This is a genomic window from uncultured Ruegeria sp. (genome assembly GCF_947504215.1).
Lineage (GTDB): Bacteria > Pseudomonadota > Alphaproteobacteria > Rhodobacterales > Rhodobacteraceae > Ruegeria.
The window spans coordinates 764,411-786,708 of record NZ_CANNGO010000001.1 but is presented as its reverse complement, the minus strand read 5'-3'; the positions used below and the strand labels follow the sequence as shown (position 1 = coordinate 786,708).

Genomic DNA, 22,298 nt, shown 5'->3' with positions numbered 1-22,298 from the left:
GGGTTTGACAGGTAGCGTGGAACTTCGTTTTCTGCGCGTCAGGTGATAACCGAAAGGACAAGCCATGCTGGACAAAAGCCACAAGCCTACTTGGACTAGTTTTGAAGAAGCAACCAAGGCTGATTGGGATGCGGTCATGGAGTATGAAGAGGCTTATAATGCCGCTTTGCCAGACCGAATTCTCGATGCAATCCGATCCTTAGATGAGGATTCGACGCCGTATCCGGTCAATCGCTACCAACACAGTCTGCAAGCGGCGACTCGGGCTTATGAGGATGGCGCGGAAGAAGAACTCGTAGTCGCGGCATTGATCCATGATACCGGCGATATCTTGTCGCCCTACAATCACGGTGAGCTGTCAGCAGCGATGATGAAGCCCTATGTCAGCGAGAAAACTCATTGGATCCTCAAGCATCACTGCGTGTTTCAGGGCTACTACTACAACCACCATCTGGGCGGTGACCGCAATGCCCGCGACAAGTATCGCGACAGCCCGTATTGGGAAGACTGTCGCTACTTCTGCCATGAGTATGATCAGAAAGCGTTTGACCCAGACTATTCGACGAAGCCGCTAGAATTCTTTGAACCCATGCTGCGCCGCGTGTTGAACAAGGGCGAAGGGCATATGGAACTGAACGAAACGGCTGAGGATTAACAGGCTGCCATCAGGCGATAGACGATCTGCGCGGCGGTGAAGTCCCAAGCCGTATTGTCGTCGGGGGCCAATTCGACCACATCGAACCCGACGCATCTGCGGCCTTTCAATGCGTGTTCGACCAGTCGTAGCGCCTGATAGTATCCCAACCCACCGGGCACAGGCGTGCCGGTGGCAGGCATTTGCGATGGGTCCAACCCGTCTACGTCAAAGCTGACGTAGATCAGTTCCGGAAAGTCATCGGGCAGGTCGACAGCATGGATGTTGCTAGTCACCAGTTCCTCTGCGTCGACATGGAAGACATGGTTTTTTAAACGACTTTGGGCCTCTTCGGTTGAAAAGGCCCGGACGCCGAACTGCGCCAGTCGGATACCTTCTTCGGCCAGTAGGTGCATGACTGAGGCGTGGGAGTGTTTCTCGCCCTGATAGGCGTTGCGCAGGTCGGCATGGGCGTCTATCTGGACGATGCCGATTGGCTGGTTCAGGGCACGCGCCACGCCCATCACCGCGCCATAGCTGAGCGAATGCTCTCCGCCCAGCGTAACTGGCACTTTGCCAGCGCGGATGGCGGCCTCGGTGCGCTGGGCGATGCGTTCCATGATCTCAGACAGAGAGGCATCGCAATCGACGGGCGCTTCGGTAAAGACGCCCTCGACGCAGGGTTCGGCGTGGCCGGTGATGCGTTCCAGTTCATTGCTGGCCTCGATTATGGCGTCGGGGCCTTTGGCGGTGCCAGACCCGTAGGAGACCGTGCGCTCAAGCGGCACAGGTATAACGCGGAAACGCGCGCCTTCGGTGCGTTCGGCCTCGGTCAGTTCACTGTCGAGGAAAATGCTCATGAGAGTCTCTCTTTGAAGTCGTCATAGTTGAACTGCTTGATGATTTTCAGCGCGTCCGTTTCGCTATTCCACAGGGCGATGGTGGGCAGGGGCACGCCGTTGAACGTGTTGGTTTTGACCATGGAATAGTGCGCCTGATCGAGGAAGGCAAAGCGTCGCCCGATCTCCAGCGGCTTGTCCCATGTATAGTCGCCGATCACATCGCCTGCTAGGCATGACGGGCCGCCCAGACGGTAGGTATGGCCTGCGTCGACCTCGTTCATCAGGGCGGGGCGATAGGGGGCTTCGATCACATCGGGCATGTGGCAGGTGGCCGAGATATCGGTGATCGCCAGGTTCATACCATTTGTTGGTAGATCGAGGATTTCTCCGACCAGAATACCCGCGTCCAGCGCGACCGCCTCGCCGGGTTCGAGATAGACGTCGACGCGATGATTTTCTCGGATGTCCTTTATGAACGCGATCAGCCCCTCGCGATCATAGTCGTCGCGGGTGATATGGTGGCCGCCGCCGAAATTCAGCCATTTGAGCTGACCCAAGAACGGTTTGAGTTTTGGCTCGACCGCCTCCCATGTGCGCCGCAAAGGTTCAAACCCCTGTTCGCAGAGCGTGTGCATGTGAAGGCCATCGACACCGTGAAGGGCCTCTGCGGTCATCTGGCTGACCGGCGTACCGAGGCGCGAACAGGGTGCGCAGGGGTCGTATTTTGGGACTTCACCTTCGGAATGTTCGGGGTTGATGCGCAAGCCGGCTTGCACGTTTGCGGCCTGCGCCTTAGCCAGAAACCGGTCCTTTTGCGCCGGGGAATTGAAGATGATGTGGTCGGACAGCGATAGGATCTCGTCGATGTCTGCGTCTTTGTAGCCAGCGCAGAAGGTGGCGACTTCTCCACCATATTCTTCGCGGCCGAGACGGGCCTCAAAGATGCCGCTGGCGCAGGTGCCACCGAGGTATTGGCGCACCAGCGGGGCAAGCGAGAACATCGAAAACGCCTTCAGTGCGCTGAAGACATGGGCACCGGACCTTGTGCCGATGTCGGACAGGATTCGCAGGTTCCGTTCAACGGCTTTTTCGTCGACCACGAAGCACGGGCTGGGCACACGGCTTAGGTCGAAGGCGCGAAACGCGCCCGGATCACCGGCTTGCGTGGTCATCATGTCGGACATAGTCGGCGTCTCCGTTGGAGGAGAGGCCGGGGGCTCTGCCCCCGGACCTCCGGGATATTTTTAACCAGATGAAGCTTGCGAATCAGAACTCGACCGGGCCGTCCAATTCGTGGACCTGCCACGGCAGGCCGTGGGTGTTCAGCATGTCCATGAAGTCATCGGGATCGAGCTGTTCCATGTTCCAAACGCCCGCATCACGCCAGTTGCCTTTCAGCACTTGTGCCGCACCGATCATTGCGGGGACGCCGGTGGTGTAGCTGACCGCCTGGGAGCCGACCTCGGCATAGCACTCCTCGTGGTCGCAGATGTTGTAGATATAATAGGTTTTCTCGCCCGAGCCGTCCTTGGCCTGACCTGTGGCGATGTCCCCGATACAGGCCTTGCCCTTGGTTTCCGCGCCCAGATCGCCCGGATCGGGCAGCAGGGTTTTCAGGAACTGGATCGGGATGATTTCCTTGCCGTCATGCATTACCGGGTCGATGCGGGTCATGCCAACGTTTTCCAGCACTTTGGCGTGGGTGATATAGGCGTCTCCGAAGGTCATCCAGAAGCGGGCGCGCTCGATCTCGGGGAAGTGGGTCGAGAGCGATTCCAACTCCTCGTGATACATCAGGTACATGTTCTTGGGGCCGATGGCGGGGAAGTCAAACTCGACCTTATGGGTCATGGCGGGGGAGTGCTTCCACTCGCCGCCTTCCCAGTGGCGCACTTCGGCAAGCACTTCGCGCAGGTTGATCTCGGGATTGAAGTTGGTGGCAAACTCCTGATCGTTGCTGCCGCCATTGGCGTCCAGCACATCGATCTGGCGGATCGTGTCAAGCTTGTGTTTCTTCAGCCAGCTGGCGAAGACGCTGGTCACGCCCGGATCGAAGCCCGAGCCGAGGATGGCGGTCAGGCCCGCCGCTTTGAACCGTTCCTGATAGGCCCATTGCCAGTGATATTCGAACTTGGCCTCATCCTCGGGCTCATAGTTGGCGGTGTCGAGGTAGTGGATACCAGCCTCAAGACATGCATCCATTAGTACAAGATCCTGGTAGGGCAGGGCGAGGTTCACCAGCAGCTCAGCTCCGGTTTCCTTGATCAGTTTGACCGTGTCTTCGACCTTGTAGGCGTCCAACTCGGCGGTATCGATATCAACACCGACGCGATCCTTCACGGCTGCGGCGATCGCGTCGCACTTTGATTTAGTTCGGCTCGCCAGAGTGATTTCGGTAAAGATATCCGAATTCATCGCCATCTTGTGCACGGCTGCGTGGGATACGCCGCCCGCGCCGACAACCAGTGTTTTGCCACTCAAAGTTCCCATGGGGGTGATCTCCTCTCAGGGGGTTATTCGTAATAGGTGTAGCCGTTGATTGAATCGCGATAAGCGCTCATCAAAGTTTTGCGGTCCTTTGCCATCAAAGTACCCGTCGAAATCGCCTCGTCCACCATTTTGCGGAAGGCGGCGACGCAATCATTGGGATCGAACTCGACGTAAGATAAGACTTGGCTGATCGTGTCGCCCTCTTGTTCGTGCAGCAGGTCAAAGCCGCCGTCGGCGCGCAGGTCGATGGTGACGACGTTGGTGTCACCGAACAGGTTGTGCAGGTCGCCCAGTGTTTCCTGATAGGCGCCGACGAAGAACACACCCATGAAGTATTCATCCCCCTCCGGCAGCGAATGCACCGGCAGGCTGGGCGAGACGCCGTCGGCCAGAATAAAGCGGTCGATCTTGCCGTCGCTGTCGCAAGTGATGTCGGACAGGACCGCGCGGCGGTCAGGCGTTTGGTTCAGGCCCTGCAATGGTACGATCGGGTGAAGTTGGTCGATCGCCCAGACATCAGGCAGCGACTGGAACAGCGAGAAGTTGCAGTGGTAGATGTCCGCCACCTTCTCAAGTTGGTCGTCCACATCAGTTTCCAGATCGTCGCTGGCTGCGAGCGTCTTGAGGCGGGCCATCAGCGACAGGTAGATGCGTTCGGCGCGGGCCATCTGGCGCAGGTCGACATAGCCGCGGCGGAACAGCGCGCGCAGCTCATTGCGATAGAAATTCGCGTCGTTCCAGCATTCCTGCAAGCGGTCGCTTCTCAGATAGCCGTTGATCGCCGCAAGATCTGAGACCAGATGGTGATCGTCCGCTTCGACCTTTGGTCCGTTGGGTGCGTCATACAAAGTGCTTTCCAGCACGTTGAATACCAGCATCGACGATGTTGCCACCACTGCGCGGCCGCTTTCGGTGACCAGCGTAGGATGATCCACCTCGGCCTCGTCCATGGCATAGGCCACAGTTTCGACCACGTTGGCGCAGTATTCCTCGACCGTATAGTTGATCGAGTTCTCAGCAGCTTTCTTCTCGCCCGTATAGTCCACGCCCATGCCTCCGCCAAGGTCCAGATGGGTCAGCGGTACGCCCTCACGCGTGAGTTCGGTGTAATAGCGGCAGGCCTCGCCCACTGCGCGGCGCACATCGTTCACGTCCTGAACCTGCGACCCCAGATGCGAGTGCTGCAGTTTCAGGCAATGCAGCAAACCGGCTGCTTTCAGCTTGTCCACCACGGCGACCAGCTGATCAGTGTTCATGCCAAAGGCAGATCGATCACCCGAGCTTTCTTCCCACTTCCCGCTGATCTGGTTGGTCAGTTTCACACGCACGCCGATCAGCGGCTCGATGCCCAGCTCATTGTAGACCTCGATCACCGTGTCGGCCTCTTTCGGGCTTTCCAATACGATGACTGTGTTGAACCCGATCTTGCGGCTGAGGATGGCCAGTTGGATGAACTCGGCATCTTTGACGCCATTGCAGACAATCAGCGCCTCGCCAGCCAACCGATGGGCCAGGGCCACAACCAGTTCCGGCTTTGATCCGGCCTCAAGCCCGTAGTTGTATTTCTTGCCGAACTCGACGATCCGGTCGATGACCTGTGCTTGCTGGTTCACTTTGATCGGGAAAACGCCGCGATAGCTACCTTGATACGCGGTGCGTTCAATTGCATTGCGAAAGCTCTCGTTGATATGGACAATCTCGTGTTCCAGATAAGAACTGACGCGCAGGATCATCGGCGCTTTGATGCCGCGTTCGTCCAGATCTTGCAGAATGCCCGGCAGGCTGATCGCTGCGGCTTCGGGCGCCATCGGGTTGCGCAGGCCGATTTCGCCCTGCTCCGTCACCTCAATGAGGTCCTTACCCCATTTCTCAACCCCGTAGACGGAATGCGGTGCGGCGGGCGTCTGTTTCAATCAGATCAGTCCTTGCTGTTCGGGTGGCAGTTTCGCAACGCCCATACGGCAGCAGTTCGATTCTTCCAAGTGTAAACTATGCGACCGAGATTGCCGAATTTCACAAGTGCCGGCGGATCGGGATCAGGTGGTTATCCCACTGGCAATCCGCGCGCGCCAAGATTGCAGGTTGCGCGCCAGTCAGTGTGCCGAAAACACCTGTCCCGGTGGTAAACACCACCCCCCCGTCCGCGCCGCTACCCAAACCGCAGACGTCTTCGAGCGCAAACCCGTCTTCAAACGTTCCGCTGGCCACGTCAAATCGATGCAGCGCATTGCCGCGCGGAAAGGTGATCGCGATTGCCTGGCCATCTGTCGAAAACGCGACACTGCCCGCATACCCTTGCAGAGTGGCCTGATCAGCCTCGGGCGCGGTCAACAGGCGCATGTTTTCACCGCGCCAGTGCAGGCCTAAAAGGGGTGGATGGTAGGTCTGAGGGCCTTGCCACTGCATGGCAAACGCGACCAACCCGTCTCCTCGGACAGCCAGATGGCGGATCGAGTTTTTGCGCAAAGCGCTGGGCAGCTCCATCTGTGCAAGCGGGGTGCCTGACAGGTTAGCATAGGTCAGATTGGGCCGCATGGTCGGCAGGTTCAATTTGGTGCGGCCGGTGTCCGGGTGGGTTTCTATCCCACCATTTGCGATGACCAGTGTTTTTCCATCTGGCATCAGCCGCATTTCATGCGGGCCTATGCCGCCTGAGGAAAACTCACCCAGTCGAACAAAACTGTTGGCATCCCAGATGCTGACCCGCCCTTCCGCGGCCTCATAATCGTTCTCGGTTGCATAGAACCGTTCACCATCCGCTGAAAACGTACCGTGGCCATAGAAATGGCGTCCAGCGGGCGCTTGAAGCACGGCTAATTCTGATCCAGTTGCGCAATCGATGACCAACGCAAAGGTCCCCGGTCGCCGCGCAAAGGCGACGGCCTGCGCTTTGAACGGGTGGGCGGCAGCGGCATGGCCGCGAGCGGGTAAGGGCAGTGAGAACAGGATTGCGCCTTGCGCGTCCAATCCGGCCAACCGGTAAGAACCATCAGGGAAAAGACCTGCCGCCAGAAAATCGGGCCCGCCTACCGATGCCCAACCCCGAATGGGCGACAGGGTTGCAGCGGCGAGCCCGGCCAGAAAATGGCGGCGGCTGGTCATGGATCAATCCCCGTCCAGTGAGTTGAATCCAGCACTGATGCCCAATGTCGGACCAAGCTCGGACGCTGTGATCATGCGAATATCGTTGATCGATTGCTGTAGCGCCTCAACCCTAAAACGACCCTGAGGTGTTGCAAGCCCGGCCAAAGCCGGATCGTCGATGGACTGGGCGTCGCCAATGGCGATCCCAAAGGACATGTCCAGATCTTCAGCGATTTCCGGGTGGTCAACGGACAGGCGCACGGCAAGGTCTCGCAATGCGATCAGCGACAGTTCAACATGCCGCAAGGATCGCTCGGATCTGCGCGCTTCGGCCCGTTTGGGGCGAGGGCGGTCAAACGTTCCCAGCGGCCGGCCGAGCCGCGTGTCTGCAGTAAACTGAAGACCGGTGGACAGCGATTTGAACAGCTCTTGCATTGCTTCGTCCTGTGTGTGGTAACGGCTGTTCGCGCCGGGCTGTGTCAGCGTCGGAGCATAGCTTTGCCAATCATTGTCAATCGCATCGGCATTTGCATCAATATCCGCCGCAATCGCCTGGATCAGTGCACAGCGATACGCAGCAGTCCCCTGTTCCACAAACGCGGGATCGTAGATCATACGTTCCAAGGCGAAAAACCCACGGCCCGCAACGGATATGTGCGAAAAGGCTTCGGCATTGGCCACGGCCGGGTCTTCATCAGCAATAAGCTGCGACAGCGCCTTGGGTGTGAAGCCTTTCGTGTCGGGCCAAAATGCGATAGCAAAAGCCCGATCTTCGGTTTCAGTGGGGCCGAACCGCAGGTGGCTGACAGAAATCCAGTTATCAAAAGCACGGCCATATGCGGCCCGCAGGTTTGCTGAGGCCGGGTCGCAGTCTGTTCGGGCAGTTGTCGTCAACACCTCTGTCGCTTCAGCCAGCGTAGAAAAGCGGGGTAATATGTGGGCTTCGGCCACATCCTTCAGGATTGGAGTGCGATCCTGGGCTGCGGCAGAAAAAGGCAACAAAAGAAGGGGGATCAGAGCTAGGGCGCGCATGGTCAAAGGCTCTCCAGAAAACGGATCAGGGCATCACGATCAGCTTTGGGCATGGTCACAACAGTATCGCGGGCAGACTGTGCCTCGCCCCCATGCCAAAGGATCGCTTCGAGCAGGCTACGCGCCCGCCCGTCATGCAGGAACTGGGTGTGCCCGGACACACGTTCGGTCATACCAATGCCCCATAGCGGCGCCGTGCGCCACTCCCGCCCCGTGGCGCGGGCTTCGGGGCGGTTATCGGCCAGACCGTCGCCCATGTCATGCAACAGCAGGTCGGTGTAGGGCCAGATCAGCTGAAAGCTGTGTTCAGCGCGGTCTTCCATGCGGTGGGTGACATGGGCGGGCGTATGGCAAGCGACGCAACCAGAGGTGTGGAACACTTCTTTGCCGCGCAACACCCGCGGATCATCCGCGTCTCGACGTCCGGGAACGCCCAGATTGCGACTGTAAAACGCCACCAGATCCATACCCTGTTGATCGATTTCAAACACGCGCACATCCAGATCCCCATGCGGGGCGGCGACACACTTGATCTGAGCCTCGGTGCAGTCCCCGTGCGGGTCCGGAAAGAGCGGGCTGGAAATGCCGATATCCCCGACGAAGGCTGCCGCTGATTGCTCCATCACGGTGGGCATCCCGGCCTTGTGCCCAAATCGACCCATCATCGGTTCGCCAAACTCGACCGACCAAACGATATTGGGTCGACCTGAAATGCCATCCCCATCCAAATCATCTGGATCGGCTTTGGACAGCAAATCCTCGACCGGAATCGCCTCGAGCAGGCCCAGCCCGATCATCTGGGGTGCCACCCGAGGGCTGAGCATTGCCTGCGGGTGTAGCGGTCCATATCCCAGATCAGCGGCCTTGTAGGTGGGGCGACGCAGCGATGCAGTTTCACCTTCGGACAGTTCGACCGGAACTTCCTGATACGTGATGTCCAGCCGGTACTCGGCTGGATAGCCCGCCAGCGCGAAATCCTGCATTTGACCGCCGTAATTCGGATCAGGCAGGGTGGCTATATAGTCCTCAATCTCGGCATAACCGCCATCGACATTTCCCGGAATGGACACCCGCATAAACATCGAAATGGCGTTGTCATCCGGCCCGTTTGGCGTATGCCCGCGCCCGTCCTTTATGTGGCACCTCTGGCAGGAACGCGCATTATAGAGCGGTCCCAACCCATCCGACGCAAGCGTCGATGACGGCGACGAGACCCAGATTTTCTTGAACAATCCGTTGCCAACTTTGAAATCCAGCTCTTGCTCGAATTCCAAGTTGCCGGAAGACTGCGAAAACGCATCGGCGTTGTTGCGCGCGCGCACTGTCGCGGCCCCGGCTGACAGTTCCTCGAACTTCTGGGGCTGACGAAAGTCATCGGGCACGCTAGTGACCGCAGAAATGCGGGCGCGTTCGGCGTCAGTCCGGGGGATAACCTTGAGATGAGAATCCTGCAGCTCAGCTGACAGAGAAGGAGTGGCCACCAAGGTGGCCACCGACACAGCGATAAGGTTACTCGCTTTCGTCCATTGTCGACGCGTTAAGTTGCGCATAGTTGGCTTCGCCGATCCTTTCATGCAGGTCGAGCTGCGTTTCGAGAAAGTCGATATGTCCCTCTTCATCGGACATCAACTCTTCGAACAGGGCCATCGACACATAGTCTCCGACGCTCTGACAGTGTTCGCGTGCTTCTTTATAAAGCGCCCGTGCATCGATTTCGGCAGCAAGGTCGCATTCCAGTGTTTCTTTCGGAGTCTGACCGATCCGCAGAGGATCAAGCTTCTGCAGGTTGGGGTGTCCTTCAAGGAACAAGATGCGCTCGATCAGCTTGTCCGCGTGCTGCATCTCTTCGATGCTTTCTTCGCGGCTTTTCTTGGCCATACCGCTCAGGCCCCAGTCATCTTGCAATCTGTAATGCAGCCAATATTGGCTGACCGCCGTCAATTCATGCCGCAGTGATTTGTTTAGGTAGTCGATGACTTTTGGGTCGCCCTTCATCTGCACTCTCCTGTGTTACTCCGGTGCGTAGCGCACGAAGTTGCATGGGTACTTCAAGATTATCGTTTGACCGCATTGTGTCTAGGAAAAGGGGCATGCACCCGCCACAATCCGCCGATTTTCCAAGGGCGTGGTAGATTTTTCCGGGCGTGATAATTGTCTGAGCATCTGACGTCCGCATCCAATCAATGGCGGAACGAATGTCATGGTCAGAGATATTTGTGCAGTGGCATACGATCATGGCGACTCGACCGATTTCAGGTATCTTACTTAAATAGTAAGTTAATGTTTTTGGATCTGCTTGCAATAGCAATAAGGCGTGACACAAGCGCCGGGAAACACGGTTTCAAGCATGTTTCCCGACAGTTTTATGAGTTACTGAAAGACAGCGTCAGGGTTGTCCAGGCTATCCGATCCCTCAAATTCGATCTGATCCAATTCCAGGGCGGTTACGATGCGCTCGATCGTCTTGGTCTGGTCGACCAGGCCATTGACGCCACCCATGATCAGTGCTTCGCCACCGGCGTTGCCGCGTTCCAGCATCTGATCATAAGCGAAACCGGCCTCGGCGGTCGACTTGAGGCGACCCAGAGCCTGCATCGTGTTCGACAGCTTGACCTTCATTTCGGCGTCTAGCGCCGGGTCGGTTGCAATCACCAGATCCGCCAGCGACGCGCCGGAGACGGGTGTACCATCGATACGCGTATAGCTGCCTAGATAAACGTTTTGCACACCAAGACCGTCGTAGTAGTGGCTATTATGCGTGTTGTCCGAGAAGCAATCATGCTCTTCTTCTGGATCGTTCAGCATCAGGCCAAGACGCATCCGCTCACCGGCCTGTTCGCCATAAGACAGCGACCCCATCCCGGTCAAAATTGCACTGACACCAGCCGCTTCGTTCTCGGTCAGGGCTGCGCGGGCATCGCCACCCTCAGCCCACTGGGCCGTCATCCATTCCAGATCGTTGACCAGCAGGTCGGTCGCCGCGCTCAGGTATTGGGCACGACGGTCACAGTTGCCGCCGGTGCAATCGTCGCCTTGGGTATAATCGGTCGCTGGGCGGTTGCCAGCACCAGTGCCGTGGCCGTTCAGGTCCTGGCCCCACAGCAGGAATTCGATGGCGTGATAGCCCGTTGCTACATTGGCTTCGATTCCGTCTGCTTCATGTAGGGTTTCGCCCAACAGTTCCGGAGTGATTTCGGTTGCGTCAATGGTTTCACCAGACAGCTCGAAGCTGGGGTTGGCAATAACATTCAGGACGGCAAACTCGTTTTCATCGGTTGTGCCGCCATAAGCCGCGTCAACGTAATCGATCAGGCCTTCATCCAGCGGCCACGCATTCACTTTACCTTCCCAGTCATCGACGATTGGGTTGCCAAAACGGTAGACTTCGGTCTGTTGGTAAGGCACGCGTGCCGCAATCCAGGCCGCGCGCGCTGCGTTCAGGGTCGCCTCTGAGGGATTGGCGATCAGAGCGTTGACAGCGGCCTGCAGAGATTTAGCAGCAATCAGGCTGTCATCATACTTGGCTTCGGCAATGTTGGCATAAGTGTTCAACACGTCTGCCTTTGCAGGCGCATCACCGGCAACGGCAGCGGTTGCGACACAAAGAGTCAGAGCGCTGGCGGCAACTAATAACTTGTTCATGGGGTTTGTATCTTTCCTGTCAGACATCTCTAGCGCGTGCTGGTGGCACACAGTTTTCACGGACATTTAACTGAGTGATTTAGTCAGTAATGTCAACCTGAGTTTTATTGTCGGGATTGCCGCAATCTCTGTAGTAAGGGCCTAAACTACCCATATCTGGCGAAGTCCGGACGTAAGGGGAGCATTGCGTACCCCTTGATTCGGGTTAGACTGATCGCCGTGATTCTGATTGTGGTGGTATTTGGTTAATGAAGCGCGCTGTTCTTGCACTGTCCCTTTGCCCGGCGGCTGTGGCGGCCCAGGCAACGCAACTGGATTTTCGGCACCAGCACGGTTCCGGATCGTTGGACATGGCTTTTGCGGGCGCCGAGTTCACTCTGTCACTTGCAGTCCCTAGCTTTGATATTATCGGATTCGAAAGACCCGCCGACAGTGATGATGACCGCGCATTGGTTGCCGTCGCCATTTCTGATTTATCTAAGCCATTAGAACTGTTTGTTATTTCCGAAGACGCCGGTTGTATTACGACATCGGCCAACGTGATATTGACAAACGAAGGCTTCGGAAAGAAGGATGAAGATGAGGCGGGCGAGGCTGATACCACAGCGGATGAGTATCATGCTGAATTCCAAGCCGACTATGCCATTCAGTGCCAGGATATGAACGCGCTCGGCGCGATCGAATTTGCGTTTTTTAACCGTTTTGAGAACGTGGAAGAACTCAGGGTACGGGTTGAACTATCAGACAAGATTCACGCGTTCGACGTCACGCCAGCAACACCAATTCTGGATATTTCGGCCATTCAGTGAATGCTTGGCAACAATTGACGCATCTGAATTTCTGAAAACTCACGATACCTAGTGCAGGAAAGACTGCTTCCGCATCTTAGGCTCGTGACCCATTGATTTCCGTTGTTCTGCGTGTTTCACGGCCGCGAAAACAAGCGGCGAACGTGTCTGACCTTTTCTGGTTGAGCGACGCCCAGATGGCGCGCCTTGAACCTTTCTTTCCTGAGTCACTTGGCAAGCCCCGTGTCGATGATCGACGGGTGTTGAGTGGAATTATCTTCATCAATCGCAATGGCTTGCGTTGGTGCGACGCGCCGAAAGAATACGGCCCGCATAAGACGCTGTGCAACCGTTGGAAGCGATGGAGCGACAAAGGCATCTTCGCACGGATGATGACCGGTCTGGCCGCTGACCATGGCGAAGACAAGACCGTGATGATCGATGCGACCTACTTCAAGGCCCACCGAGCAGCGACCAGCATGGGCGTGAAAAAGGCGGGCGGGGCCGTCTGATCGGGCGCACCAAGGGCGGCATGAACACCAAGCTGCATGCCATCTGCGATAGCCAGGGGCGTCCGCTGAACCTGTTTGTCACTGCTGGTCTGTCAGCGACTACATCGGTGCTCGGGCGCTACTGAACAGCCTGCCAAGTGTAGATTGGCTCCTTGGAGATCGGGGCTATGACGCCGACTGGTTCCGAGAAGCGTTGAAAGACAAGGGATACGCGCCTGTATCCCAGATCGAAAGCAGCGCAAGAAAACTGTCAAATTGACAAGCGCCGGTACAAGCGGCGCAATCGGATCGAGATCATGTTCGGCAGGTTGAAGGATTGGCGGCGCGTGGCAACCCGCTATGACCGCTGTCCCAAGGTCCTCCTGTCGGCCATCGCGCTGGCTGCGCTCGTGATCTACTGGCTGTGAAACTCAGTGAGATGCCGTAACGGGGCCTGCGTCACGCATCGCCGCTACCACTTGTCAGATCAGCGCCGCGCTGCAGCCATTCCCGTATTGAACCCACATGGAGGAGTACGGGATGAGACTGTTTGTTGGACTGGGTGTATCGCTTGCAAAAACTGCGATCTGTGTGATTAGCGAGCACGGTGAGATCATCAAGGAGGCCGAGGCTGCGAGCGATCCCGAGGTATTGGCCCGTTGGTTAGGCGGTTTGGACGGTGGTATTGCTGCTGTTGGCCTGGAGGCTGGACCTATATCGCAATGGTTGCATCGAGGGCTGGCCGAGTTGGGCCTGGATGCTGTGCTTATGGAAACCCGCCAAGTCAAAGGGGCGCTGAAAGCGATTCCAATCAAGACGGACCGACGGGATGCCGAAGGGATTGCGCGTCTGCTTCACCTTGGCTGGTTTCGCCCTGTTCGCTGTAAATCCGTCTATGTTCAGGAAACTCGCGCTATACTTGGCGCTCCAAAAGCCATTCAGCAGAACATGATTGCATTGGAGATGTCGTTGAGAGGATTGCTTCGGAACTTTGGGCTCAAGGTTGGTGCTATCTCACGCGGGAAGTTTGAGGCCCGTATCCGGGAGTTGGCGGAAGACAACCTCACGCTGGAGACCGCGACTGAACCTATGCTGCGAGCCAGAGCTGCCCTGCGACAGGAACTTGCAATCCTTGAGAAACAGGTACGCCAGCTCGCCCGGCGCCGAGGTCGGAAAATAGCGATGGTCGCCCTCGCTCGCCGTATTGCTGTCATCCTTCATCGGATTTGGGTTGATGGCACCGTATTCCAGCACGATGCGGCGCCGAGCATGACTTGATCCATTGCTAACCCACCCGTCACCTACCTAGTCGCAGGTCTTGGAGGTCCCGTAGGGCCGTGGTTCCGATGGTGCCGAGGTCTGGACCGTCGCTGACATCGATCAAGCACACCAATGAGATGGGCACATCGGAATTACATCGAACCAGCATCATTTTGGCAGCCACCGCGCTGACCACGAACCGAAGCATGTACCCAAAGGATCTCACCGGTAGGCTGTGACAGAAAGCAGGGCGGACGCGAACAAAAAAAGCCACACCGCCTTGGCGGATCAATTATTCTGCGCAAAACAGCTTGACTGGGACGGCCCCGTTACCGAAATCCTGAGCCTAGGCAAACCAAAAAACGTCGTCCAACATCAGCGGTTGCTGGATTTGATCAGGTGTGAGTCCAGAAAAGGTAATAGATGTATCGATCGCTCCGTCACCATCGACATCTGCATGAAACGTCGCGCCTTTATATCCGGCAGCTCCATCTGAATGCACCCAATGGCCAGAGCTTACCCCTGGCTTCCAACCCCAAATCGTTGCCTCTTCAGTGCTGGGGTTGAAGTCTGTGATAGTGGTCCAGGTTTGTAGCCCAGCGCCGCGTGCATCGGTGAAGAATGTATCAACTCCACTCCCGCCGGTCAGAAAGTTGGAACCCGTTCCGCCGTCGAGAACGTCATCACCAGCGCCGCCGTCGATCGCATCAATTCCACCTTTGGAGTTAATGAAATCGTTGGTGGCTGTGCCTCGCACAATTTCATCAATATCCGTCAATATCAGTTGCTTCTTCAGATATGCGACCGGGCCAGTATAGTCTTCTCCCTTCGTAACCACTTCGCCTGCTGCGGTAGTAGTTATGAAATTGAACTCCATTTCTGGAACAACAGGCGGGGTGGCGCTGGGGCCAGTGTCCAACAGCACTCCTGCAGATGTCTTAGCGAAGTTCTGCGTGACCATAACGGCTTGATAGCCATTGAAGTTACCGACTTCGATTCCAATGCCGATGTACTCAAAATTCGCTGACAGGATGTTGGCGCGATGCCCGGGGCTGTTCATCAAGGAATTGTGTAGATTTACGACATCGTCAGAAATACCGGGTGCACCACGTACACTTTGCCAAGCTATGTTTTCGCCAGATGCCCAGCTTCCCGAGAATACAAAATCGGCATCGCGCATGCGCTGGGTTGCGCTCGATCCACCGTTTCCAGTGTGGCTGAAAACGCCGCTGCTCAACATCCAAAGACTGTGGTCTTCGCTCGAATCGTTGAGTCTTTGCTCTAGTTGAAGCGCGTTAAGACCGCGCGACACTCGCTCACCGTTGATAAGGGCGAGCATCTGACGTTCGAAATCGTTTGCAATGGACATGGCAATACCCTTCTAGGCTGCATTCAAAAAACTCCCTTCTCCCGGCCAAAAAGTGCCTGGATTAAGGAATATGTGTGGCGGGGTCGGTCAGCCGAATACAGATTTTGCCTTGGCCAATACCTCGAACTCCGGGCGTCATGAACGAACCGGTGAGAAGTCGAGGGAATTCCAATACCTCGACCAAACTGCAAAAGTCGGGATTTTTCGCTCCAGATCCGATCAGCCTCGCTTTTTTTGCAGACTGAACCAGTTTTATCAAAGAGAGCAATTCACTTTACCAACCGAGCAAGGTCTCGGCGAATAAATGCCAGAGAATACCTTCGTAGAACTTCCAATTTGATACTAAAGTCGGACTCTAGAAAACTCAGGATGTTCTTACACCCGTACTCTGTGCCCAGGGACGATGGATTTACCTAAAGATATTAGAGACGTTTAGTGCTTTGTTGTGAGCGGGTGCTTGTTTGACCACGCGCGCGCACCGATTTTTGGGGGCGGGGGTATCGGAAGGCTGGTTCAATAGGGGGCGGGGGTGTCGCGATTTGACTGCGCGAGAAAGGTCGGCCGAGCCAACAAGATCGGCCTCTCATTGTGTTGATCTGTTTGCACCAGCTTTGGGCGATCGTTGATTGCGCTGGCCCACTCGACTTCACGATCAGTCTTTTTAGCCGTCTCGACGATCTGATCCGTGGACCGCCTGAGTGCCCTCGCTATTTCATCAAATGCTGTTTGGTTTCAGCGCTCCATCCTTCGATGCAGCCTGTATCGTAGAAGAGGGCATTGTCCAACGCTACCGCTAAACCATGGGCTTCCATGACTAGGCCTAGCATATCGTCTCAGGTTTCCTTGGGTGAATCGGTCTTCCTCTCATTTCCTTTCCAAAATGGTGTTTGAGAAACCAAGTGGTGGGAAATTTGGCGGTGCAGATAGTTCACGATCGCATTTTTGCATTATTATCAAGTGCTTGATGCGAGTGATTTGGTAGCGGAGGAGGGACTTGAACCCCCGACACGCGGATTATGATTCCGCTGCTCTAACCAACTGAGCTACTCCGCCACAAGTGAGAGGCGATTTAAGGGAGGCACCGGGGAGGGTCAAGGGGGAAAAGCCTGAACCAAGTGGATTCTTTCAGGCGTTTTCGGGGCCTGTTTCCAGAGCGGAGACCCCTGGCAATTCGGCGGCCCCTGCGATCTTGCGGATAAACGCGGCACAGGCATCCGGTTTGGTGATCAGGATCATATGACCCAGCCCCTCAATCTCTTCGTCGGTCAGTCCGAATTTGGTCATCGGTGCTCCGTGCTGAGACGGTGACAGGATTGCATCCTGTGACCCGTACAAGATGCCGCCCGATATCCGAAGCTCGGGGTAGCGCGCGTTTTGTGCGCCGATGCTGTCATCCACGCCGACAACGTCCTGCGACGCCGTGATGAAGGCAGAAGGACGCAGGCCAAGCGCACCGCCGGCGCGATCCAAAAAATCTTCGGGCGGGACCTCGGGATCAAACACGGCACCTAAGGTATGTGGTGCCATTTTGGCGGCCAAAGGCACGGCCAACGTGTGGCCGATCAGATTGCGCAGCCATTCAGTGCGAATTTCCAGCGGTTTAAATACGGCGGGCGTTGCATCCAGCTTATGCGTCAAGGGCGCCAAAAGCGCCAAGGCTGAAACCCGTCTGGGATTGTCCAGCGCTAGGGCCAAAGACACCGCGCCGCCCAGCGAATGACCCACCAATACAGCGCTGGACACCGCCTTGGCTTCAAGGAACTCATCGACCATCCGAGCCTGTTCAGGCAGGCGCGCCAGATCAGCCGTGTCTCGGGTCGAATACCCGCATCCCGGGCGATCCAAGGCAATGACGTGATAATCCTCGGCCAGATCATCCATTAAAGCATACGTGAAGTGCTGCAACTGACCGGCCAACCCGTGGATCATGACAATTGTCTGGGCCTGTGGATCCCCCTTTTCGACATAGTGAATTGCACCACCGTTGATCGGAAGGATCTTGCCCATCTGAGGCACCGTTTCATGGCCTTCGCGCGTCAACCGACGGGTCCAGAGGTTCATGCCAATCAGGAAGGCAGCGAAAACCGTGATGAGGATCAGGATCGTCGTCATATCATGTTTCTCCGTGGCTGACCGGGCCGGTCACGTACTGTTCTAATCCCGATTGTGCCATGCGCTTTTGATATTCACCAACAGTTCCGGGCCACAGCGTTGTATTGCGCCCGGCAGCATCCTGATACCACGAGGTACAGCCGCCAACCTGCCAGACGCTTTCGGTGTGACGGTCTTGCATTTCCTGCGTGAAGGCAGCTTGTTTTGCGGCGTCCGGCGTAATCACCGTCGACCCGTCACGGGCCATTTCGGCCATCACACGCCCGATATGCGCGACCTGTGCCTCGATCATCAGAACGACCGAGTTATGGCCCAATCCCGTGTGCGGCCCCAACAGGATGAAGAAATTTGGAAAGCCCGCAACCGCGGTTCCCAGATTGGCCTGCATCCCGTTTGCCCACGCGTCGCGCAAAGTCAGATCGTCTGCGCCGGTAATGTCCAACCCGTCCGTCGCATCGGTCACGTGAAATCCTGTGCCCCAGACCAAAATGTCAGCCTGCGTTTTGGTGCCATCCGCTGCTTTTATCTGGCTTCCGTCAATCGATATCACGCCATTGGGGACAATGCTGACATTGGCACGGGCCAGTGCTGGGTACCAGTCGTTCGAACTTAGAATGCGTTTGCAACCAATTCGATAGTCCGGGGTCAGCCGCGCTTGATCCTCAGGATCTGGAAATGCATCCTCCAGCGACTTGCGCCACATCTTCATCGCAAAGTTAACCATCCGCTCTTCGCCTCGGAAGACACGATGACGGAATTCAAACACCCTGAAAATCAGTTGGCGTCGCAGCCGGGGCAGCAGCGGTATGCGCGCATAAAGACGTCTGGTCCAGGGGCCAATCGGGCCATCGGGGCGCGGCAATACATAAGGCGCGCTGCGTTGAAAGACAGTGACATGTTCGGCGGTCTTCGCAATTTCAGGCACAAATTGCACCGCCGAGGCGCCGGTGCCCACAACGGCAACCCGTTTGCCAGCGATATCTACGTCGTGGTCCCATTCAGCCGAATGAAAACAGGGTCCCGGAAAGCTATCGGCCCCCGGGATATCCGGAAGGCTGGGGATGTGCAGCGCGCCGATGGCCGAGACCAAAAAACGGGCGGACCAGCGCTGTCCGTTCTGTGTTTCCACCTGCCAGCGCGCGCCATCCCATTTCGCGGATTTCAACTGCTGTTGAAAGTGGCACAGATCGTACAAGCCTTCGTCTTGCGTAACCTTTTTCAGGTAGGCCAGAATTTCGGCACCGCCAGCATAGGCACGGCTCCAGTCTGGATTCAGGTGGGTGGCCATCGAATACAGGTGCGATGGAATATCGCAAGCCACACCGGGATACGTATTCTCGCGCCAGGTACCGCCGATGTCGTCTGCTTTCTCAAGGATCGCAATATCTTTAACGCCGCGTTTCCTGGCCTCGATCGCCATGGTCAAGCCCGAGAAACCGGCGCCAATGATCAGCATTTCGGTGCTGTGGTCCATCTCCCTGTTCCTTTCAAACGACCCGTTGCTATGTCCCGAGACTATAGGCGGATGTTTACATGTGAACAGGGTCTCGTGGGGGAATGCGACCGTTCAGTGGCGGCTCGAGTACCTGCGCACAAAGTCAGAACGTCAGTCTCTCGGCTCGCCCGTGTTCAGCCAACCTTGCGTTCAAAGCGTCGGCCTCAGGTGCGCCGGCCTCAAGTGCAAAGACAAAGGCATGGGTCAGATAGAAACAGGCTGCATCAATGTCGCCTGTCGCTTCACTCTCGTCCGCCGCCAACCCGTAGTAGCGGACGAGATCCTTGTGGTCGTTTCTGGAATGCGCATCCAGCAGCAGTTTGTCCAAAGCACCTTTGTCCATTGTCAAATTGGTCCTTAAAGCCCTCAGCGCATTGCAGCCCCAATCACTCGGCGCGACCGTTCTCGATCTGAGTTGCCACCCAGTGGTGGAAGTTATGGGTCGGTCCGTCCATCGCCGGAGAGAACCGCCCGCCGTCAAACAACATGCCATGGCGGCCTTTCTGCATGCCCTCGACAACGAAAATATCTTCTTCAAACACAGTCTTCCACAATTGCGCGTTTGACGTGCGCAACGCGTCATGTTCGGGCGTGTCGCCTTCGCTATTGGCGTAGTACAGCTCGATATGTTCGACAGTGTTTTCGTGATCCACCGGCTCCAGGATGATCGCAAAGCTGTGGTCACGCTGTATGCCCAGCAATACGTTGGGGTAAAGGGCAATATACTCCGCGCCTTCATCCCATTGGCTGCCGAGACCGGGGAAATCAGGCAGTTTTGTACCGTTTTGGTCGGTCAATTGGCGATAGACCAAAGTGCCCTGCCCGGAGTAATGACCACGCTCTTCGATGTTATAGTGATCTTCCAATCGGGAATAACTGTTGAGGCCCGGGTGAACCCAGGGCAGGTGATAGCTTTCGCAATAGTTTTCTACGGCCAGCTTCCAGTTCGTTTTGACTTCAAGCTTGAATGACGATTCATCACCGCCATGGAAGATAGGCGTATCGAATTCCTTCCAACGCTCCAACAAAGCGCCATGCGCGTCTTCAAACGCCGGGGCATTGCCGTCAATATTCACAAAGATCACGTCGCGCCAGATATGTGACCGAATGCGCACCAAACCCAGATCCTTGGTGTTTACGTCTTCGTGCTTGTTCTGGCCAGGGCCGCCCACATGGGGGGTCGCCCGCAATTCACCTTTCAGGCTGTAGCACCAGCTGTGATATGGGCACCGAATGGCGCCGCCGATCTTTTTGGGCGCATCCACAAGGATCATGCCACGGTGACGGCAAGTGTTCTGAAACACGCCGACCTCGCCATCGCGGTCCCTGACGATCAGTAGTGGCATGCCCAGAAAATCGACAGGCTTTGCGTCGCCTGCTTCGGGAACGTCCTTGCCAAACCCGATGCCGGACCAGTTCGCAAACAGGACCGAGCGCTTTTCTTCGGCGAACGTTTCCGGGTCAATGTAGTGCTCGTTGGGCAGGCCGTTGGCCGTGTTTACGTCGGTCAGAACGGACGACAGCGGGCTGTGCTTGTTCATCGTACTCTCCTGAGGCTGGGACAAACCTGACACTTTCGTATTGGCGGAGACTATGGGTCGGCCTCAATATCAGAAAAGCTCATCAAAGGTTTAGTTGATCTAAACCGAGCTGGCGTGAACCTCCTGAACGATCCAATTCTTAAGCGCGCGGGCGCTTTCCGAGAGCTCTTCCTCGGGGCGCCCTACAAGGTAAAACTGGTTGGGTGCGGTCAAGTTATGCGGTCCGATGGCCACCAGTTTCCCAGACTGCAGCATGGGATGAATCAACCGCTGCCATCCAAGCACCAATCCAGCGCCTTTGCGTGCAAGCTGCAACGCAACAGAGTAGCTGTTGACGCTGGATTCGATTGGGATCTTGCTTTGATACCCAAGTTGCTGGAACCATTCTGGCCAGGTCGTCCAGCTGCGATCCTCGGAATCCAGATGGATCAGGCGTTGGCTGGCCAGCTCTTCCAGGCTTACACCCGCCAGGTTTTCCGCCACTTGCGGGCTGCCAACGGGGACAAGATGATCCCTAAACAAGGGCGTGTGGGACAGGTTTGAATCCCGGTCGCGCCCATATCTGATGAAAAAATCCAGGTCCGGCCGATCCTTGAAGGGCCTGTCCTGAGATATCTGATCCACGTTCACATCCGGCATTTCGCGCCAGAACCGAATGACCGCTGGCGATAGCCAAAGCGCTGCCACAGCCGTTGTGGAGCCTATCGTGACCTTTTGCGCTGACGACCGATCCCGGATGGTAGACAGGGTTTGTGAAATTCGACGAAAAGAGGTCGACAGCACTTCGTACAGTGCCTTACCGTCATCGGTCAGATCGACGCTTCGATGTTTGCGCTGAAACAGAACTGTCTCAAGATACCCTTCCAGCGCCTTGATCTGATGACTGACTGCCCCGGGCGTCACCGAAAGCTCTTCTGCGGCATTTTTGAAGCTCTGATGTCGTGCTGCGGCCTCAAAAGCGGACAAGGTGGTCAAGGGGGGCAGATTGTAATGGCGTCGGGACATTCGGGTCTTGTCACTGGCTTCGGATTAGTTTGCTTCGCTTGAGTATGAAATTTTTTACCCTTGAAGACCAGCAGATGATGCGCTGAAGGTGCATTTGACGCTTATGTTTGCTGAATAGGTCGTCGAACCGACAGAAAGGGTCGGTGACAGTCCGATGATAAGATGAGCAAGCCGCCATACTTACATGTGAGTGCCGCATTCTTACAGGCAGCGGCTTTACATCGCGCGTTATTCTTCCGACGCCACTGCGCCGGCGGTTTATTATCGCTCGTCCGACGAAACCTATGGGTGTTCTGTCGTATCAGAGCCCCTAAAGCTAACAAAGGATGGCATGAGGTTCCGGCTTATTGTTCTGCGGCTTCTAAGGGAAGAACCATGATGTTCAGCCATTTTTGCCCCGGGCCGAGCCATGCGAGGATTATTCGACAGAAGGTGTGGCCAGCTGCGGAATCGCCCCCGGAGAATCGCTTGCTAACAGGGATAGCGTCATACGGCAATTCGAAGGATCAGCGA

Annotated in this window: 19 protein-coding genes, 1 tRNA gene and 1 pseudogene; 4 read left to right on the top strand and 17 right to left on the bottom strand. The window is 56.4% G+C overall.

Features of this window, described 5'->3' with window-relative positions; all coding sequences use genetic code 11:
* The first annotated feature begins 64 nt into the window (after nt 1–64).
* Nucleotides 65–655, top strand: coding sequence for an HD domain-containing protein (locus Q1B21_RS03875; protein WP_299886088.1), 591 nt, complete (start codon nt 65–67; stop codon nt 653–655).
* On the opposite strand, the gene speB is transcribed toward Q1B21_RS03875, so the two are convergent.
* The 10 genes from speB to Q1B21_RS03825 all read right to left on the bottom strand — a co-directional run bounded on the left by speB (nt 652) and on the right by Q1B21_RS03825 (nt 11,724).
* Nucleotides 652–1,494 carry an agmatinase gene (gene speB / locus Q1B21_RS03870; protein WP_299886085.1) on the bottom strand — a complete coding sequence of 281 codons (843 nt, stop codon included), beginning with the start codon at nt 1,492–1,494 and terminating at the stop codon, nt 652–654. The two genes, Q1B21_RS03875 and speB, sit on opposite strands and share 4 nt — an antisense overlap.
* The gene (gene nspC / locus Q1B21_RS03865; protein WP_299886082.1) at nt 1,491–2,660 is read right to left on the bottom strand and encodes a carboxynorspermidine decarboxylase; all 1,170 of its coding nucleotides are present in this window, start codon (nt 2,658–2,660) and stop codon (nt 1,491–1,493) included. Before nspC ends, speB begins: the two co-directional genes overlap by 4 nt.
* An 82-nt stretch (nt 2,661–2,742) precedes the next feature.
* Nucleotides 2,743–3,966, bottom strand: a complete 1,224-nt coding sequence (locus Q1B21_RS03860; RefSeq protein ID WP_299886079.1) for a saccharopine dehydrogenase family protein — start codon at nt 3,964–3,966, stop codon at nt 2,743–2,745.
* Between the two features lie 23 nt (nt 3,967–3,989).
* On the bottom strand, nt 3,990–5,879 hold the full coding sequence (speA, locus tag Q1B21_RS03855; RefSeq protein WP_299886076.1) for a biosynthetic arginine decarboxylase: 1,890 nt from the start codon (nt 5,877–5,879) through the stop codon (nt 3,990–3,992).
* Between the two features lie 100 nt (nt 5,880–5,979).
* Nucleotides 5,980–7,068, bottom strand: coding sequence for a DUF1513 domain-containing protein (locus Q1B21_RS03850; protein ID WP_299886073.1), 1,089 nt, complete (start codon nt 7,066–7,068; stop codon nt 5,980–5,982).
* Nucleotides 7,069–7,071: 3 nt separating this feature from the next.
* Complete coding sequence (locus Q1B21_RS03845) at nt 7,072–8,082, bottom strand: imelysin family protein (RefSeq protein ID WP_299886070.1); 1,011 nt, start codon at nt 8,080–8,082, stop codon at nt 7,072–7,074.
* Between the two features lie 2 nt (nt 8,083–8,084).
* Nucleotides 8,085–9,575, bottom strand: a complete 1,491-nt coding sequence (locus tag Q1B21_RS03840; RefSeq protein ID WP_299886749.1) for a di-heme oxidoredictase family protein — start codon at nt 9,573–9,575, stop codon at nt 8,085–8,087.
* Nucleotides 9,576–9,591: 16 nt separating this feature from the next.
* Nucleotides 9,592–10,077, bottom strand: coding sequence for a bacterioferritin (gene bfr, locus Q1B21_RS03835; protein ID WP_120632217.1), 486 nt, complete (start codon nt 10,075–10,077; stop codon nt 9,592–9,594).
* Nucleotides 10,025–10,318: a bacterioferritin-associated ferredoxin gene (locus tag Q1B21_RS03830; protein WP_299077892.1), complete on the bottom strand. Its 294-nt coding sequence runs from the start codon at nt 10,316–10,318 to the stop codon at nt 10,025–10,027. The genes bfr and Q1B21_RS03830 overlap by 53 nt, the downstream gene beginning before the upstream one ends.
* Nucleotides 10,319–10,452: 134 nt before the next feature.
* A complete protein-coding gene (locus tag Q1B21_RS03825; RefSeq protein ID WP_299886067.1) occupies nt 10,453–11,724 on the bottom strand; it encodes an imelysin family protein in 1,272 nt (423 codons plus the stop codon).
* A 248-nt stretch (nt 11,725–11,972) separates the two neighbouring features.
* Here Q1B21_RS03825 and Q1B21_RS03820 point away from each other — a divergent pair, with 248 nt between their 5' ends.
* The 3 genes and pseudogenes from Q1B21_RS03820 to Q1B21_RS03810 all read left to right on the top strand — a co-directional run bounded on the left by Q1B21_RS03820 (nt 11,973) and on the right by Q1B21_RS03810 (nt 14,281).
* Nucleotides 11,973–12,533: a DUF2796 domain-containing protein gene (locus Q1B21_RS03820; RefSeq protein ID WP_298933499.1), complete on the top strand. Its 561-nt coding sequence runs from the start codon at nt 11,973–11,975 to the stop codon at nt 12,531–12,533.
* Nucleotides 12,534–12,676: 143 nt separating this feature from the next.
* Nucleotides 12,677–13,431, top strand: a pseudogene (locus Q1B21_RS03815) (IS5 family transposase).
* Nucleotides 13,432–13,543: 112 nt separating this feature from the next.
* Nucleotides 13,544–14,281 carry a transposase gene (locus tag Q1B21_RS03810; protein WP_299886060.1) on the top strand — a complete coding sequence of 246 codons (738 nt, stop codon included), beginning with the start codon at nt 13,544–13,546 and terminating at the stop codon, nt 14,279–14,281.
* Between the two features lie 328 nt (nt 14,282–14,609).
* Here the strand turns inward: Q1B21_RS03810 and Q1B21_RS03805 are convergent, their stop codons facing one another.
* The 7 genes from Q1B21_RS03805 to Q1B21_RS03775 form a co-directional block, all read right to left on the bottom strand.
* A complete protein-coding gene (locus Q1B21_RS03805; protein WP_299886057.1) occupies nt 14,610–15,602 on the bottom strand; it encodes a CAP domain-containing protein in 993 nt (330 codons plus the stop codon).
* Nucleotides 15,603–16,608: 1,006 nt separating this feature from the next.
* A tRNA-Met gene (locus Q1B21_RS03800) sits at nt 16,609–16,685 on the bottom strand.
* A 72-nt stretch (nt 16,686–16,757) separates the two neighbouring features.
* Nucleotides 16,758–17,744 carry an alpha/beta fold hydrolase gene (locus Q1B21_RS03795; RefSeq protein WP_299886054.1) on the bottom strand — a complete coding sequence of 329 codons (987 nt, stop codon included), beginning with the start codon at nt 17,742–17,744 and terminating at the stop codon, nt 16,758–16,760.
* A gap of 1 nt (nt 17,745) precedes the next feature.
* On the bottom strand, nt 17,746–19,218 hold the full coding sequence (locus Q1B21_RS03790) for an NAD(P)/FAD-dependent oxidoreductase (RefSeq protein WP_299886050.1): 1,473 nt from the start codon (nt 19,216–19,218) through the stop codon (nt 17,746–17,748).
* Nucleotides 19,219–19,342: 124 nt separating this feature from the next.
* Nucleotides 19,343–19,582 carry a hypothetical protein gene (locus Q1B21_RS03785; RefSeq protein ID WP_299886047.1) on the bottom strand — a complete coding sequence of 80 codons (240 nt, stop codon included), beginning with the start codon at nt 19,580–19,582 and terminating at the stop codon, nt 19,343–19,345.
* A 43-nt stretch (nt 19,583–19,625) separates the two neighbouring features.
* Entirely contained in the window at nt 19,626–20,780 is a 1,155-nt protein-coding gene (locus Q1B21_RS03780) for an aromatic ring-hydroxylating dioxygenase subunit alpha (protein ID WP_299886044.1), read from the bottom strand.
* Nucleotides 20,781–20,879: 99 nt separating this feature from the next.
* The gene (locus tag Q1B21_RS03775; protein WP_299886041.1) at nt 20,880–21,785 is read right to left on the bottom strand and encodes a LysR substrate-binding domain-containing protein; all 906 of its coding nucleotides are present in this window, start codon (nt 21,783–21,785) and stop codon (nt 20,880–20,882) included.
* Between the last annotated feature and the right edge of the window lie 513 nt (nt 21,786–22,298).

Excerpts from the sequence above, each read along its gene's own strand:
- Q1B21_RS03875 (WP_299886088.1), top strand. The coding sequence starts at position 65 with ATGCTGGACAAAAGCCACAAGCCTACTTGGACTAGTTTTGAAGAAGCA.
- speB (WP_299886085.1), bottom strand. The coding sequence starts at position 1,494 with ATGAGCATTTTCCTCGACAGTGAACTGACCGAGGCCGAACGCACCGAA.
- nspC (WP_299886082.1), bottom strand. The coding sequence starts at position 2,660 with ATGTCCGACATGATGACCACGCAAGCCGGTGATCCGGGCGCGTTTCGC.
- Q1B21_RS03860 (WP_299886079.1), bottom strand. The coding sequence starts at position 3,966 with ATGGGAACTTTGAGTGGCAAAACACTGGTTGTCGGCGCGGGCGGCGTA.
- Q1B21_RS03850 (WP_299886073.1), bottom strand. The coding sequence starts at position 7,068 with ATGACCAGCCGCCGCCATTTTCTGGCCGGGCTCGCCGCTGCAACCCTG.
- Q1B21_RS03845 (WP_299886070.1), bottom strand. The coding sequence starts at position 8,082 with ATGCGCGCCCTAGCTCTGATCCCCCTTCTTTTGTTGCCTTTTTCTGCC.
- bfr (WP_120632217.1), bottom strand. The coding sequence starts at position 10,077 with ATGAAGGGCGACCCAAAAGTCATCGACTACCTAAACAAATCACTGCGG.
- Q1B21_RS03830 (WP_299077892.1), bottom strand. The coding sequence starts at position 10,318 with ATGATCGTATGCCACTGCACAAATATCTCTGACCATGACATTCGTTCC.
- Q1B21_RS03825 (WP_299886067.1), bottom strand. The coding sequence starts at position 11,724 with ATGAACAAGTTATTAGTTGCCGCCAGCGCTCTGACTCTTTGTGTCGCA.
- Q1B21_RS03820 (WP_298933499.1), top strand. The coding sequence starts at position 11,973 with ATGAAGCGCGCTGTTCTTGCACTGTCCCTTTGCCCGGCGGCTGTGGCG.
- Q1B21_RS03810 (WP_299886060.1), top strand. The coding sequence starts at position 13,544 with ATGAGACTGTTTGTTGGACTGGGTGTATCGCTTGCAAAAACTGCGATC.
- Q1B21_RS03805 (WP_299886057.1), bottom strand. The coding sequence starts at position 15,602 with ATGCTCGCCCTTATCAACGGTGAGCGAGTGTCGCGCGGTCTTAACGCG.
- Q1B21_RS03795 (WP_299886054.1), bottom strand. The coding sequence starts at position 17,744 with ATGACGACGATCCTGATCCTCATCACGGTTTTCGCTGCCTTCCTGATT.
- Q1B21_RS03790 (WP_299886050.1), bottom strand. The coding sequence starts at position 19,218 with ATGGACCACAGCACCGAAATGCTGATCATTGGCGCCGGTTTCTCGGGC.
- Q1B21_RS03785 (WP_299886047.1), bottom strand. The coding sequence starts at position 19,582 with ATGGACAAAGGTGCTTTGGACAAACTGCTGCTGGATGCGCATTCCAGA.
- Q1B21_RS03780 (WP_299886044.1), bottom strand. The coding sequence starts at position 20,780 with ATGAACAAGCACAGCCCGCTGTCGTCCGTTCTGACCGACGTAAACACG.
- Q1B21_RS03775 (WP_299886041.1), bottom strand. The coding sequence starts at position 21,785 with ATGTCCCGACGCCATTACAATCTGCCCCCCTTGACCACCTTGTCCGCT.